General features: G+C 42.8%; 16 protein-coding genes, 1 tRNA gene and 1 other annotated feature. Of the genes, 1 reads left to right on the top strand and 16 read right to left on the bottom strand.

Translation table 11 applies throughout. The features are described from left to right. Positions 1-48: 48 nt before the first annotated feature. Positions 49-307: a binding site (T-box leader), on the bottom strand. Positions 308-319: 12 nt separating this feature from the next. The 12 genes from ilvE to BM213_RS04550 all read right to left on the bottom strand — a co-directional run bounded on the left by ilvE (position 320) and on the right by BM213_RS04550 (position 9,833). Then, positions 320-1,222, bottom strand: a complete 903-nt coding sequence (ilvE, locus tag BM213_RS04605; protein ID WP_091701435.1) for a branched-chain-amino-acid transaminase — start codon at positions 1,220-1,222, stop codon at positions 320-322. A gap of 461 nt (positions 1,223-1,683) precedes the next feature. Next, positions 1,684-1,757: transfer RNA gene (locus tag BM213_RS04600), tRNA-Arg, on the bottom strand. Positions 1,758-1,834: 77 nt separating this feature from the next. Beyond that, positions 1,835-2,347, bottom strand: coding sequence for a metallophosphoesterase family protein (locus tag BM213_RS04595; RefSeq protein WP_091701432.1), 513 nt, complete (start codon positions 2,345-2,347; stop codon positions 1,835-1,837). Then, positions 2,344-2,955, bottom strand: a complete 612-nt coding sequence (locus BM213_RS04590; RefSeq protein WP_091701430.1) for an XTP/dITP diphosphatase — start codon at positions 2,953-2,955, stop codon at positions 2,344-2,346. Before BM213_RS04590 ends, BM213_RS04595 begins: the two co-directional genes overlap by 4 nt. After that, positions 2,952-3,719 carry a ribonuclease PH gene (rph, locus tag BM213_RS04585; protein ID WP_091701427.1) on the bottom strand — a complete coding sequence of 256 codons (768 nt, stop codon included), beginning with the start codon at positions 3,717-3,719 and terminating at the stop codon, positions 2,952-2,954. Before rph ends, BM213_RS04590 begins: the two co-directional genes overlap by 4 nt. 93 nt (positions 3,720-3,812) lie before the next feature. Further along, a complete protein-coding gene (locus BM213_RS04580; protein WP_091701424.1) occupies positions 3,813-4,859 on the bottom strand; it encodes a GerMN domain-containing protein in 1,047 nt (348 codons plus the stop codon). 91 nt (positions 4,860-4,950) lie between these two features. After that, a complete protein-coding gene (gene racE / locus BM213_RS04575) occupies positions 4,951-5,748 on the bottom strand; it encodes a glutamate racemase (protein WP_091701421.1) in 798 nt (265 codons plus the stop codon). Between the two features lie 109 nt (positions 5,749-5,857). Continuing rightward, the gene (locus BM213_RS04570; RefSeq protein WP_035044920.1) at positions 5,858-6,073 is read right to left on the bottom strand and encodes a helix-turn-helix domain-containing protein; all 216 of its coding nucleotides are present in this window, start codon (positions 6,071-6,073) and stop codon (positions 5,858-5,860) included. Positions 6,074-6,153: 80 nt separating this feature from the next. Beyond that, the gene (locus BM213_RS04565) at positions 6,154-6,603 is read right to left on the bottom strand and encodes an acyl-CoA thioesterase (RefSeq protein WP_091701417.1); all 450 of its coding nucleotides are present in this window, start codon (positions 6,601-6,603) and stop codon (positions 6,154-6,156) included. A 75-nt stretch (positions 6,604-6,678) separates the two neighbouring features. Next, positions 6,679-7,440: a succinate dehydrogenase iron-sulfur subunit gene (gene sdhB, locus BM213_RS04560; RefSeq protein ID WP_091701415.1), complete on the bottom strand. Its 762-nt coding sequence runs from the start codon at positions 7,438-7,440 to the stop codon at positions 6,679-6,681. Continuing rightward, on the bottom strand, positions 7,437-9,197 hold the full coding sequence (sdhA, locus tag BM213_RS04555; RefSeq protein WP_003396478.1) for a succinate dehydrogenase flavoprotein subunit: 1,761 nt from the start codon (positions 9,195-9,197) through the stop codon (positions 7,437-7,439). Before sdhA ends, sdhB begins: the two co-directional genes overlap by 4 nt. A 27-nt stretch (positions 9,198-9,224) precedes the next feature. Then, entirely contained in the window at positions 9,225-9,833 is a 609-nt protein-coding gene (locus BM213_RS04550) for a succinate dehydrogenase cytochrome b558 subunit (RefSeq protein WP_091701412.1), read from the bottom strand. 284 nt (positions 9,834-10,117) lie between these two features. On the opposite strand from BM213_RS04550, the gene BM213_RS04545 reads away from it, so the two are divergent. Then, positions 10,118-10,549: a YslB family protein gene (locus tag BM213_RS04545; protein WP_091701408.1), complete on the top strand. Its 432-nt coding sequence runs from the start codon at positions 10,118-10,120 to the stop codon at positions 10,547-10,549. A 10-nt stretch (positions 10,550-10,559) separates the two neighbouring features. Here the strand turns inward: BM213_RS04545 and uvrC are convergent, their stop codons facing one another. The 4 genes from uvrC to BM213_RS04525 all read right to left on the bottom strand — a co-directional run bounded on the left by uvrC (position 10,560) and on the right by BM213_RS04525 (position 14,766). Further along, positions 10,560-12,341, bottom strand: coding sequence for an excinuclease ABC subunit UvrC (gene uvrC, locus BM213_RS04540; RefSeq protein WP_091701405.1), 1,782 nt, complete (start codon positions 12,339-12,341; stop codon positions 10,560-10,562). A gap of 195 nt (positions 12,342-12,536) precedes the next feature. Beyond that, a complete protein-coding gene (gene trxA, locus BM213_RS04535; RefSeq protein ID WP_279625316.1) occupies positions 12,537-12,971 on the bottom strand; it encodes a thioredoxin in 435 nt (144 codons plus the stop codon). Positions 12,972-12,998: 27 nt separating this feature from the next. Continuing rightward, the gene (locus BM213_RS04530) at positions 12,999-13,976 is read right to left on the bottom strand and encodes an electron transfer flavoprotein subunit alpha/FixB family protein (RefSeq protein ID WP_091701400.1); all 978 of its coding nucleotides are present in this window, start codon (positions 13,974-13,976) and stop codon (positions 12,999-13,001) included. A gap of 16 nt (positions 13,977-13,992) precedes the next feature. Continuing rightward, positions 13,993-14,766, bottom strand: coding sequence for an electron transfer flavoprotein subunit beta/FixA family protein (locus tag BM213_RS04525; protein ID WP_091701397.1), 774 nt, complete (start codon positions 14,764-14,766; stop codon positions 13,993-13,995). Positions 14,767-14,775 lie beyond the last annotated feature (9 nt).

Below are 14,775 nucleotides of genomic sequence, written 5' to 3'. Positions count from 1 at the left end.
ATGTGAAATAAGAAAAGCCTTCTCGCCCCTCCATCGGTCCATGTAGACCAAAGGGGCGAAAAGGCTTGCATCCTTTCCGCGGTACCACCCTTCTTCGTGGCAAAAGCCACCTCAGGAGCACGCGACTAACATCGCAGCGCTCGTTTTAATAACGAGTGACACGCACCCGTCCGCCCCTACTGAAATGAATTGTTCAGGACGGCGCTCCGAGGGGAGTTCACAAACGGAGACACCACCGGTTTTCAGCTTCCCCGGCTCTCTGTGGATGCCTAACCCGTCAGCTACTTATCCTCTTCAACGCTTTTTCTTTATTGATTTGTTACCCAGCATTGACATTTTGTGAAGCATATACTTTTACACCTTCAGAAACAACACGTTTGCGAAATTCTTCTAACAGTCGTTTCGTATGTTCGCCTGGCACTCCGTCACCGATAACACGACCATCGACCTTAACGACCGCAATGACTTCTGCTGCGGTTCCCGTTAAAAACACTTCATCTGCTGTGTACACATCATGACGAGTAAACGGCTCTTCTTTGACGACATAGCCGAGATCTTTAGCGATGTCGATAATCGCATCGCGCGTAATGCCTTCAAGCGCCCCGACATATCCTGGCGGCGTATATAGCACGCCATTTTTGACGATAAACACGTTGTCGGCTGAGCCTTCTGCCACGTATCCTTGATCGTTGAGCATAAGCGCTTCGCTCACGTTTGCTAAATGTGCTTCAATTCGCACTAATACGTTATTTAAATAATTTAATGATTTGACTTTCGGGCTTAATACATCTGGACGATTTCGTCTCGTCGCTACTGTAACAACTTCGATACCTGTTTCATATAAATGTTTTGGGAAGATTGCTAACGGCTCGACGATGACAACAACTTGCGGTTTCTTGCATTTATATGGATCAAGGCCAAGGTCGCCGACGCCGCGTGACACAACAACACGAATATAAGCATCTTCAAATCCGTTTTTTTGCACCGTCTGGACGATAATATTTGTTAATTCTTCTTTTGTGTACGGAATGTTTAATAAAATGGATTTTGCTGAATTGTATAAACGGTCAATATGTTCTTTCATTCGAAACACGTTGCCGCTATATACTCGAATTCCTTCAAACACCCCATCCCCATAAAGAAAACCGTGATCGTATACAGAGATTTTTGCATTTTCTTTTGTCACAAATTCATCGTTTAGAAAAATCCACTGTTCACTCAATGCTTTTCCCCTCTTCCCCTGCTCGCCGTCTCTTGCCTCTTCTGTTGATTACGACTTTTGTTAGATTTATTTGAAAATTATCATACGCTCATTTACGAGAACAGTCAATACCATTTCATCGAATTTTTTGATTATTTCGATTAGTTAAAACGTTTTGTATCCGCTTACATAATTGATACATCAAGGAAAAGAGTGAAAATAAAAAATTTGAACATTTTTTGACTAAACAAAAAAATCCCCTTGCCTATGCAAGAGGATCGTCAGCGTCCCAGGAGAGATTCGAACTCCCGACCGACGGCTTAGAAGGCTTTGTCGTCCCGCACTCCGTTTCGTTTACTCAAGATGCGGTTCGTGCGGTACGCTGATGTGTATTCAATGAAGAACGCTCAAACATGCTCTATCCAGCTGAGCCATGACATATAAAAATGAAAATCCCCTTGCCTATGCAAGAGGATCGTTAACGTCCCAGGAGAGATTCGAACTCCCGACCGACGGCTTAGAAGGCCGTTGCTCTATCCAGCTGAGCTACTGGGACATATCGTGGTTTGGACAATTGTTATTGTAATGATGTTTATGAAAAATGTCAATAGGGGCGGTGGGATTTTCTTGCCCCTATTGTATTTTATATGTGGTTGTTAGGTCATCCAGCAGTTGTCCGTCTATATTGTAAAAATATACAGTTGTCGTGTTGTCGTTGATATGCAGCATGGCGTATGTTTTTTCGCGACGCATGCGCGGTAAGAAAATGCTTCCTGGATTAATGAAAAGAACGTCATCGATTTGTTCACACCCTGCAATATGGGAATGGCCGAAGCAAACGATGCGTGCCCCGACTTCTTTCGCTTTATAATACGCATTCATCATCGTCATTTTAACGTTATACAAGTGCCCATGTGTAATGAAAAAACGAACACCGTTTCGTTCTTCCACGAGATCGGTTGGGAAACGGCGTTCGTAATCGCAGTTTCCTCGCACAACAAGCATGCCTTGCAACGCCTCATGGTCGCTTGGTAACTCGGAATCACCGCAGTGAATGATTGCATCAACATGTTGTTTGTGACGTGAAACGATCGTCTGTAATTCTTTGGTTAATCCGTGGCTATCGCTTACAATTAATACGTTCACGACTCATTCTCCTTTTCAAACAGCTTGTCCCATATATGCAAAAGATGTTGTAGCGCTTTTGCCCGATGGCTAATTTCATTTTTCTCTTCTTTCGTCAATTGGGCCATTGTCCGTTGTTTTTCAGGAACAAAAAAAATCGGATCGTACCCAAAACCGTTTTCACCAACCGGTTCTTCTGTTATATATCCTTCACATACGCCATCTACTGTCGTCACATCTCCGTTTGGTTTGGCAACAGCGAGCGCACAATGAAAGCGCGCTGTTCGTTGTTCAAAAGGCACACCTTGTAACTTTGTCAGCACTTTTTCCATGTTTGCCTCGTCATTTTTTTCGGCGCCAGCATAGCGTGCCGAGTATACACCCGGCTCGCCATGCAACGCATCAACGATTAACCCAGAATCGTCTGCAATGACCGGTTCATGAAACATGTTCGCTATTGTCGTCGCTTTCAATATAGCGTTTTCTGCAAACGTCTTTCCTGTTTCCTCAACATCTGGCACGTCATCGTAGTCAAGAAGCGAACGAATTTCGACTCCCTTTTTGGCAAACAGTTGCTGAAACTCAGCGATTTTCCCTTTGTTTTTTGTGGCGATAATCATTCGTTTCACTTCGTTTCTTCTCCTTCCGAACGGTTTTGTACAATTTGTTCAGCGAGCGAGCCGAGCGCTTCTTTTTGCAAGGCGATAAGTTCATAAATGCCCTTTTCAGCAACAGTTAGTAAATCGAGCAACTGTTCATATGAAAATGTTGCTTCTTCCCCTGTTCCTTGAATTTCAACAAAGCGACCCGATCCAGTCATGACAATATTCATATCGACATGCGCTTTCGAATCTTCTATGTAGTTTAAATCTAAAATAATGCCATGTTCTTCATCAATGCCTACAGATGTGGCAGCTAAAAAGTCTGTAATAGGGAGCATCGGCAACTTTTTGTTTTCGACCATTTTTCCGAGCGCTAACGCCATCGCAACGAATGCACCAGTTATTGAAGCGGTACGCGTTCCACCATCCGCTTGAATGACATCACAATCAATCCAAATCGTTTTTTCACCTAATTTTTGCAAATCGACAACCGAGCGAAGCACGCGACCAATTAATCGTTGAATTTCCATCGTTCTTCCAGATAGTTTTCCTTTACTTGCTTCGCGAATGTTTCGCTGTTCTGTCGCACGTGGAATCATCGCATACTCCGCAGTAATCCACCCTTTCCCGCCTCCGCGCATAAACGGCGGAACTTTATCTTCAATGCTTGCTGCACAAATGACTTTCGTATCACCAACCGAAATAAGCACAGACCCTTCCGGATGTTTTAAATAGTTCGGTTCAATATGTACGGGACGAAGTTCGTCATTTGTTCTGCCATCTACTCTCACACAAAATCCTCCTCAATATATGATCACGAAATAAGAGGCAGGAACACTGCCTCTCGACGATGAATCTTTATATAGTATAGCAAAAAATTGGTTTCAAAAACTACCTGTGTTCACATTTTGCGGTCTTGTTACCGGTTCTGATAACGGTTTTCCACTTTCATCAACTAATTCTGCTTTTCCGTTTACTGTAATCGCGACGCTCTCTACCCCTGGCTGTTCTGTTAAAGATAAAACTAAACAATTAAGCACATGAGTCGACACAACATTTTTCTCCACGCTACCGTAAATTGCTTCGTTAAAGTTTAACGTCACTTTTCCATTTTCGTATTTCGGTGCTTCTAACAACTTCGCATCTGCTTGCAAATCACTTAACAGCCCTGAGCCGTAGCTTGGCCCTTTAATCAACTCATTCACAACAGCCGCTAACTCATCTTGCTCGCTATTTGGTACGCGGCGTGTAACTGGCACATAATACGTCTGTTTGCCGTCTTGTGCTAAAAAGTAGACGATGATCGGATGCGTATTTGTAATATCAACAACACCGTTCGTTTCAATGTTAATTCCATCGTCTCTGCTCAGTTCGTCGCTAATTGGTGTTCCGTTGACCGGCATAACATTTTGATCATGGCCGTTCATGCGAATTTTTACACGTTTTACATTATCAAATTGTGTTACTGTCCACGTAATAGCTTGTAAAATGCGCTTTTCATCTTCAGGACGATAATTCGCAAATTCTTTTGAAAAATCAACGACGAGCGTACCATCTTGTTTCAAATTGACGCTTAACACTTGCGTGTCAGCCGGTAACACTGCGCGAAACCCGTTCGGAAGCAACTGTGAAATCGGACCGTTTTCTACTAAATATTCGAGCACTTGTTTAGCTGCAGCATTCGTTTTTGGCAACGCAAATGTTTGCGGAACGACAAAACCGTTTTTATCAATCAAATATAATTCGCGTTGTACCGTCTCTGTCGCTTTTTCTTTTTCTGCCGTTTCTTGCTCTTGCAGCTCCTTCTCATCTTCTACGTATGTTACATCTTTTGGTGGATCAATTTCCTTTGTTGCTTTTTCACCTCCAAATAGCCCACATCCTGATAACATAAAGATAAACATTGTTACAATGACCCACGCACGGCGCATGGACTCCCCTCCTCACACGGTTTGTACTACTATGTATACGAGCCGTTCAAAAAAATAGAACAAAAAAGCCCTTCGCTATATGCGAAGGATTTTACGATAATTGGATCGTTTCGACATGTTCAATCGGATGACCAAACCATTTCGATGCAATGTGTTGAAACATTTCTTTTGGTCCGGTTGTTAAAAATATATGCTTTCGACGTTTATTTCCAGTGTACAACAAACCGCTATGATGCAAAATCGTGCTCACTTCCCGCGCCGTTTCATCGCCAGAACAAATGAGCTTCACGTCATCCCCCATATATTGTTGAATAAGTGGGCTGAGTAAAGGATAATGTGTGCACCCTAAAATAAGTGTATCAATTGGCCGATTTTTTAATGGCTCAAGCGATTGAGCAACAATTTGCTTCGCTTCCTCCCCTTCAAACTGTCCACTTTCAACCAAGGGGACGAATTTCGGGCACGCTAAACTCTCCACGTTTACATCGCTATTAATTGACTTTAATGCATGTTCGTATGCTCCGCTCTGTACTGTCCCGATCGTACCAATGACGCCGATATGATAATTTTTCGTCATTTTTAACGCGGTGCGAGCGCCGGGATGGACGACGCCAATGACAGGAATATGAAGCGCATCCCGAATTTCCTCAAGCACAACCGCCGTTGCTGTATTACAGGCGATCACAAGCATTTTGATGTCGTAGCGGAGCAAATAATTGGTCATTTCCCACGTAAACTGTCGAATTTCTTCGCGTGGTCTCGGACCGTACGGACAACGTGCCGTATCTCCTAAATATACAATTTGTTCTTTTGGTAGCTGGCGCATGATTTCACGCGCAACCGTTAATCCACCAACACCCGAATCAATCACTCCAATTGGTCTTTCCAATGTATTCGCCTCATTCTTTGTTGATGTATGACAAAACATTTTTCATTATAGCACACATCAAAGCAATAGAAAACCGGCTGCCTGAGACGACAAGGCAAGCCGGTTCTCGTTATAGTTCAAGCTCCCCCATTCGAAGCAATTCGACAACAGCTTGCGAGCGCCCCTTTACCCCAAGCTTTTGCATCGCATTCGAAATGTGGTTGCGAACTGTTTTTTCGCTAATGAATAGTTCACTAGCAATTTCTTTCGTTGTTTTGTCTTGCAGTAACAATTCAAATACTTCCCGTTCCCTTTTTGTGAGCAGCGGCTTCTGATTCAATTGGATAACCCTCCTTGCTTTTACCAGACCTAAACGGATGGGTATATATTTAGTCAACATATCGTATGCAAGAAAGGGTTGAACGGTTACATGTTTTCTATTAATCGCGCACGGGCACTTTCGTCCCAAGGCACCCCTTTACCTGTCGTTTTCGACATTTGAACCATCGTCCCACGACCTGTAAATGCGATTGCTCCATTTTGTTTTTTTCCAACATAATGTAAATCAACAGAAGAATTCCCAATATGAGCAACCTTCACCCCAATTTTTAGCTGCTCACCAAAGTATACTTGTTGTAAAAAATCACATTGTAAGTTGGCGACGACTGGAATAGCATCTTGTTCTTTTCCAACCCAGTCCCCCATAAAACCGAGATGCTCAAAAAACGCGATGCGCGCTTCTTCAAAATATACAAAAGGGATCGTATTGTTCAAATGACCAAACATATCCGTTTCTGAAAAACGGACACGCACCGGATGAAAAAAAGAAAAACGTTGTTCCCACTCGTTTATGTTATCAATATAAGATATTTTCAATTTTCCTCTCCCCCTCTATAAAAGCGATCGAGCTTATGAAACATAAGGCCGACTCTGTAAGAGCCGACCTTGTATTTACACTTCATCGCTGCCAAAGAAATTGCGGAACATTTGAATCGTTGCCGCCCGGTTTAATGCCGCAATAGATGTTGTAAGCGGAATACCTTTCGGACAAGATTGCACACAGTTTTGTGAATTTCCGCAATTCGCTAGTCCACCATCACCCATAATCGCTTCAAGACGCTCCGCTTTATGCATCGCTCCTGTCGGATGTGCGTTAAATAAGCGCACTTGCGAAAGCGGTGCTGGACCGATAAAATTTGATTTGCTGTTGACGTTTGGACAAGCTTCTAAACATACTCCGCACGTCATACATTTGGACAATTCGTATGCCCACTGGCGTTTACGCTCTGGCATGCGCGGCCCTGGGCCTAAATCGTACGTTCCGTCAATCGGAATCCACGCTTTCACTTTTTTCAACGAATCAAACATGCGGCTGCGATCCACTTGCAAGTCGCGAATGACTGGAAACGTGCGCATCGGTTCTAAGCGAATCGGCTGCTCAAGCTGATCAATAAGCGCTGTACACGACTGTCGCGGCTTCCCGTTAATAACCATCGAACACGCACCGCAAACCTCTTCTAAACAGTTCATTTCCCAAGCAACAGGTGTCGTTTTTTCACCTTTTGCATTGACCGGATTACGGCGAATTTCCATGAGCGCCGAAATGATGTTCATATTCGGACGATACGGAATAACAAATTCTTCGTCATAAGGGGCGGTATCCGGACGGTCTTGTCTTGTGACAATGATCCGAATCGTTTTATTTTCGCTCATGATTTCACTTCCCCTTTCTTTTTCGTATAATCGCGCTTGCGTGGTTTAATGAGTGACGTATCCACATCGCGATAATGGAACGATGGACCATCCGGCGTGAAACTTGCCATTGTTGTTTTTAACCATTCTTCGTCATTCCGCTCAGGAAACTCCGGCTTATAGTGCGCCCCGCGGCTTTCGTTGCGGTTGTACGCTCCAAGCGTAATGACGCGAGCTAACTGCAACATGTTATAAAGCTGGCGCGTAAATGACGCCCCTTGGTTGCTCCATTTGGCTGTGTCGTTAATGTTAATGTTTTTATACCGCTCAAGCAGCTCTTGAATTTTCTCATCTGTTTTTAATAGCTTGTCGTTGTAACGAACGACCGTTACGTTATCTGTCATCCATTCGCCAAGTTCTTTATGCAAGACGTAGGCGTTTTCTGTTCCATCCATCGCCATAATTTGAGCCCATTTTTCTTCTTCTTGTTTTAAGTAGCGATCGTATAAAGAAGAAGGCATCGCATCCGCTGACTTTTCAAGCCCCTTCATATATTCAACCGCTTTTGGCCCTGCGACCATACCGCCATAAATAGCGGAGAGCAACGAGTTGGCACCTAGACGGTTTGCTCCGTGCATGGAGAAGTCGCATTCCCCCGCGGCAAATAGTCCTTTAATATTCGTCATTTGATCATAGTCAACCCATAATCCACCCATCGAATAGTGGACGGCAGGGAAAATTTTCATTGGAACTTTTCTTGGATCTTCACCCATAAACTTTTCATAAATTTCAATAATGCCGCCTAACTTAATATCGAGTTCTTTCGGATCTTTGTGCGACAAGTCTAAATAAACCATGTTTTCGCCATTAATACCGAGCTTTAAGTCGACGCACACATGGAAAATTTCACGCGTTGCAATATCGCGCGGTACGAGATTTCCGTAAGCCGGATATTTTTCTTCTAAGAAATACCAAGGTTTTCCGTCTTTATACGTCCAAACTCGTCCGCCTTCTCCACGTGCCGATTCACTCATTAAGCGAAGCTTATCATCGCCCGGAATCGCTGTCGGGTGAATTTGAATAAATTCCCCGTTTGCATAATACGCACCTTGTTGATAAACGATAGAAGCGGCTGATCCTGTATTAATGATCGAGTTTGTGGACTTCCCAAAAATGATCCCCGGACCACCTGTTGCCATAATGACTGCATCGGCAGGGAACGCTTTAATCTCCATCGTCGTCAAGTTTTGCGCAACGATACCGCGACAAACTTGTTCATCATCTAAAACTGCGCCTAAAAACTCCCAACCCTCATATTTTGTCACAAGCCCAGCGACTTCATGACGACGCACTTGCTCATCGAGCGCATAAAGAAGCTGCTGTCCTGTCGTCGCCCCTGCATACGCTGTTCGGTGATGTTGCGTTCCGCCGAAGCGACGGAAATCAAGCAATCCTTCTGGCGTGCGGTTGAACATAACACCCATGCGATCAAGCAAATGGATAATGCCCGGTGCAGCTTCACACATCGCTTTCACCGGAGGCTGATCAGCTAAAAAGTCTCCCCCATACACCGTATCGTCAAAATGTTCCCACGGCGAGTCGCCTTCCCCTTTTGTGTTGACCGCACCGTTAATGCCACCTTGCGCACAAACAGAGTGAGATCGTTTAACGGGAACTAATGAAAACAAATCTACTTTCACGCCTGCTTCGGCAATTTTAATCGTTGCCATTAAGCCGGCAAGACCTCCACCAACAACAATAATTTTTCCTTTACTCATGTCTCCTCACTCCTCCAATGTTGTGGATTAAACGAATGCTAAAATCGCTCGTATACCGACGATCGAAAGCGCGACAAAAATCCCCATTGTCACGTATGTAGAGATTTGCTGTGAACGAGGAGTCACTGTAATGCCCCAGCTAACGAAAAACGACCATAGCCCGTTCGCAAAGTGAAATACTGCAGAAACAATTCCAACGATATAAAACGCAAGCATAAACGGGTTGGCAACGATGTTTGCCATCATGTCATAGTTTACTTCTGCACCAAATGCAGCTTGGACGCGCGTTTCCCATACATGCCAGACAACGAAAATAAGCGTAATAATCCCCGTTAAGCGTTGCAACATAAACATCCAGTTACGGAAATATCCGTAGCGACTTACATTGTTTTGTGCTGTAAATGCGATGTACAGCCCGTAGATGGCATGGAACAATAACGGAAGAAAAATAATGAAAATCTCCAAAAAATAACGAAACGGTAATTGCTCCATAAATGCTGCCGCTTTGTTGAACGCTTCTGCTCCTCTTGTTGCAAAATGGTTAACTACTAAATGCTGCGTTAAAAATAGCCCGACTGGAATGACTCCAAGCAACGAATGAAGTCGACGGTAAAAAAACTCTCGATTTTGTGCCATACATAACCCCCCTTAAAATGATCATCTTTCGTTTCTACGCGCTCCCATCCGCATTTACTAGACAATGATCAATAGAGGTGTAAACACTTCCATTTCCATTGATTATTGTCACATTCATTGTACTCCCACAATGTAGGAGCGTCAAGAAAAGGTGTTCACAAAATATTCAATCATTTCAAATTTTAAAACAACTATAATTCTAGTGAAATTCGAAATGAAAAAAAAGTCAATACTGTTTTTCACGTCATCATTCGATATAATGAAAAATAGAGAGGAGAATGATCGTGAGCGGATATGAACAATGGAAACAAACGAGCATTTCTGCTTTTAGCGACTTTTTATTTCGGCAGGAACTACTACCAAATTTGTTCGGAAAAGAGACTCCGTTTATTTTGTATTGGGCTGGAAAAGATTTAGCAAGGAAGTATCCGCTAGCTACAATGGATGACGTCATCGCCTTTTTTGAACATGCCGGTTGGGGAAACCTATCGCTGCTTGAGGAGAAAAAGGATAGCTGTGAGTTTCAATTAGATGGGTCGCTTGTCGCCATGCGTTTCGACTATAGTGGAGAATGCACGTTTCAACTCGAGGCTGGCTTTCTTGCTCAACAGTTTGAACAACAAAAAGGATATGTGACAGAAGCATTCGAACAACAAAAGCGACGCACAAAAACCGTTTTGTTTACTGTAAAATGGGATCGAAAAGATAAAAGCTGACCGATGATGGTCAGCTTTCATACGTTTGAAGCGTTTCGTAAATTTTTTGGGCAACATGTTTCGGAATGTTTGCTTCTTGCAATTGCTCCACCGTTGCTTCTTTCATTTTTTTGATTGATCCAAAATGTTGCAGCAACGCTTGTTTTCTTTTTGTTCCGACACCTGGAATTTGATCGAGAATCGAATAAAAGGCAGATTTCGATCGCACTTGACGATGAAATGTAATAGCGAAACGATGTACCTCTTCTTGAATACGTTGCAGCAAATAAAATTCTTGGCTATTTTTCTCTAGCGAAACAACGCCCGGGGGATCGCCAAATAACAAATGAGATGTTCGATGTTTCTCATCTTTCACTAAACCCGCAACAGGGATCGATAGTCCGAGTTCACACTCGAGCACTTCTTTTGCGGCTTGTATTTGCCCCTTCCCGCCATCGACAATGATTAATTGAGGAAGTGTCAACTGTTCGCGCAACACGCGGGTGTACCGTCGACGGATGACTTCGCGCATCGACTCATAATCATCAGCACCTTGGACGGTTTTTATTTTATATTTCCGATATTCTTTCTTTTCTGGCTTTCCGTCAATAAATGTGACCATAGCCGCTACAGCGTCTGTTCCTTGAATATTTGAGTTGTCAAACGCCTCGATTCGTTGCGGTGTTTGAATGCCTAGCACCTCACCTAAACGCTCAACCGCTCGAATCGTTCGTTGTTCATCTCGCTCAATTAAAAAGAACTTCTCTTGTAGCGCCATTTGTGCATTTTTACATGCTAAATCGACAAGCTCTTTCTTTTTTCCACTCTTCGGCTGCGTGACATGCACATGAAGCAAATTCATCGCCATCTCGCCATCAATTTCCCGCGGCAACACAACTTCACGCGGTTTTAAATGATAATCTTTACTGTAAAACTGTCCTAAAAACGTTAAAAATTCTTCCTCAGCCTCTTGGTATAACGGAAACATCGAAACATTTCGCTCAATCAGCTTTCCTTGGCGCACGAAAAATACTTGTACACACATCCATCCTTTATCGTAAGCATATCCAAAAATATCGCGGTCAACAAAATCGTGTAAAATCATTTTTTGTTTTTCCATTAACGATTCAATATACGCAATTTGATCGCGGTATTCTTTTGCTCGCTCAAACTGTAGCTGTTCCGCTGCCTCCATCATCTTTTCCGTCAATTGCTCTTTCACTTCTTTATATCCGCCATTTAAAAAGCGAGTGATCTGCTCGACGATTCGTTTATTTTCTTCGTCTGACACTTCATACTCACATGGCCCTAAACATTGCCCCATGTGATAATATAAACAAACTTTTTTCGGTATTTTTTCGCATTTTCGCAACGGATATAAACGATCGAGCAGTTTTTTCGTTTCGTGTGCCGCGTGGGCGTTCGGATACGGCCCAAAATATTTCCCTTTATCTTTTTTCACCGTACGCGTAATGATGAGGCGCGGATGTTTCTCCCCTGTAATTTTAATAAACGGGTAGCTTTTGTCATCTTTTAACATGACGTTATATTTCGGATCGTATTTTTTAATTAAATTCATTTCTAAAATGAGCGCCTCTAAATCGGAGGACGTCACGATATATTCGAAATCAGCAATTTCGTTCACTAAACGGAGCGTTTTTCCGTCATGTGTACCGGTAAAATACGAGCGAACACGGTTTTTCAACACTTTTGCCTTCCCGACGTAAATAACCGTTCCGTGAACATCTTTCATTAAATAACATCCTGGTTGATCAGGTAAAATCGCTAACTTTTCTTTTAAACGCTCATTCACGTTTTTCCTCCTCTCTCCAACTTGGCGAAAAACTGACGAATTTTTTCAAGGTCACTCATACATGTTATGAGATATATCTTTTTTAAACTATATAAACGATTTCTAACCTAAACTCTATAGAAAATTATATATTTTCTACAATTAATTGTATTATATACAAAAAAAGACCTCGGCATATGATCCGAGGTCGATAAATTATAAATGTTTGCTTAGAAGACCGATAAGCGATTCTTTCGGTTGGAAACCGACTGTTTTATCAACGACTTCACCGTTTTTAAAGACAAACAGTGTTGGAATGCTCATCACACCATATTTTCCTGCAGTTTCAGGGTTATCATCAACGTTTACTTTTACAATTTTTACTTTGTCACCGAGCTCACGATCCACTTCTTCTAATACAGGTGCAATCATTTTGCAAGGTCCGCACCATGGAGCCCAAAAGTCCACGAGCACAACACCATCTTTTACATCATTTACAAAAGTTGAGTCTGTTGCATTTACAATTGCCATTTGTTCATTCCTCCTCACATATTTCAATGCCATGCACATAGTATACCATTGAACGTATTCATCACGCCAATGATTTGCTTCGCTTCTACTATTTCCATCCCACGAAAAAATATGCCGCAAAGAAAAGGCAAAGCATGATGCTCTGCCTTATGCATGTACTTTTATTTTTTTAAATTCTTCAATTAAAAGCGGAACGACTTCGAATAAATCACCGACAATTCCGTAGTCTGCCACTTTAAAAATGTTAGCTTCTGGGTCTTTATTAATCGCTACAATGACTTTTGAGTTCGACATTCCTGCTAAATGTTGAATAGCTCCTGAAATGCCGCATGCGATATATAAATCTGGCGTAACGACTTTTCCTGTTTGACCAATTTGAAGCGAATAATCACAATATCCTGCATCACAAGCCCCACGTGATGCTCCAACCGCACCGCCAAGCACGTTCGCTAATTCTTTCAACGGCTCAAATCCTTCGGCACTTTTCACGCCGCGACCGCCGGCAACGATCACTTTCGCTTCAGATAAATCGACGCCTTCCGCTGTTTTTCTCACAATATCACGAACGATTGTGCGTAAGTCTTTAATGTCTACTTGCACATCGACAACCGCACCTGTGCGACTTTCATCTTTTTCAAGTGGAGCGATATTGTTCGGACGAACAGTCACAAACATAAGACCGTCTGTCACGATTTTCTTTTCAAACGCTTTACCAGAATAAATCGGTCTTGTAAAGACGATATTTCCACCTGTTGCTTCAACAGCGACAACATCAGACACAAGACCAGACTGCCATTTAGCCGCAAGTTTCGGAGATAAATCTTTGCCGAGTGCAGTATGTCCAAATACAATTCCTTCTGGCTTCTCTTGCTCGACAACAGCTTGCAATGCTTGGGCATAACCGTCTGGCGTATACGTCGCCAATTTTTCGTGTTCAACAACAATCACTCGATCCGCACCGTAAGCAATCAGCTCAGGAGCTAATGAGCGAACGCTCGCTCCGACAACGACAGCGACAACTTCCCCGCCTTCAGCGATCGTTTTTGCAGCGGAAATTGCTTCAAATGATACGTTACGCAACGCACCGTCACGCACTTCTGCTAATGTTAATACTTTTCTTGCCATGCTCCCCATCCCCCTATTAAATGACTTTTGCTTCTGTATGAAGAAGTGAAACGAGTTCTTTTACTTGATCGGCAATATCTCCTTGCAAAATTTTTCCCGCTTCTTTTTTCGGTGGTAAAAAGATTTCAATCGTTTTCGTCTTCGCCTCTACATCGTCTTCTTCCAAATCTAAATCATCGAGCTCTAACTCTTCAAGCGGCTTCTTTTTCGCCTTCATAATGCCCGGCAATGACGGATAACGCGGCTCATTTAACCCTTGTTGTGCTGTTACTAATAATGGTAAAGATGTTTCAATAACTTCCTCGTCACCTTCAACATCGCGCACAACTTTCACGTTTGTTCCGTCAATTTCTAACTTCGTAATTGTCGTGACATAAGGAATACCTAGCAATTCAGCAACGCGTGGTCCAACTTGTCCAGACCCGCCGTCAATCGCTACATTTCCAGCTAAAATTAAATCAGCTTCTTTATCTTTTAAATATTCCGCAAGCACTTTTGCTGTTGTATATTGATCGCGATGCTCTACGTCATCTTCAATGTTGATGAGCACTGCCTTATCTGCTCCCATCGCAAGCGCAGTACGAAGCTCTTTTTCCGCATCTTCGTTGCCAATTGTGACAACTGTTACTTCCCCACCATGTTGATCACGTACTTGAATTGCTTCTTCAATCGCATATTCATCGTACGGATTAATAATAAACTCCGCTCCTTCTTCATTTACTTTTCCGTTTTGAATGACAATTTTTTCTTCCGTATCAAATGTACGTTTCATTAATACGAAAATATTCATACGTCTCTC

It is taken from the genome of Anoxybacillus pushchinoensis, from assembly GCF_900111795.1.
Taxonomy (GTDB): domain Bacteria; phylum Bacillota; class Bacilli; order Bacillales; family Anoxybacillaceae; genus Anoxybacillus; species Anoxybacillus pushchinoensis.
Note: the sequence above shows the minus strand (reverse complement) of the source record. Positions and strands in the feature narration are given on the sequence as shown.

What these genes read in the sequence shown, in the direction of transcription:
- BM213_RS04530 (WP_091701400.1), bottom strand. Translation starts at nt 13,976, where the DNA reads ATGGCAAGAAAAGTATTAACATTAGCAGAAGTGCGTGACGGTGCGTTG.
- sdhB (WP_091701415.1), bottom strand. Translation starts at nt 7,440, where the DNA reads ATGAGCGAAAATAAAACGATTCGGATCATTGTCACAAGACAAGACCGT.
- BM213_RS04550 (WP_091701412.1), bottom strand. Translation starts at nt 9,833, where the DNA reads ATGGCACAAAATCGAGAGTTTTTTTACCGTCGACTTCATTCGTTGCTT.
- sdhA (WP_003396478.1), bottom strand. Translation starts at nt 9,197, where the DNA reads ATGAGTAAAGGAAAAATTATTGTTGTTGGTGGAGGTCTTGCCGGCTTA.
- BM213_RS04580 (WP_091701424.1), bottom strand. Translation starts at nt 4,859, where the DNA reads ATGCGCCGTGCGTGGGTCATTGTAACAATGTTTATCTTTATGTTATCA.
- BM213_RS04525 (WP_091701397.1), bottom strand. Translation starts at nt 14,766, where the DNA reads ATGAATATTTTCGTATTAATGAAACGTACATTTGATACGGAAGAAAAA.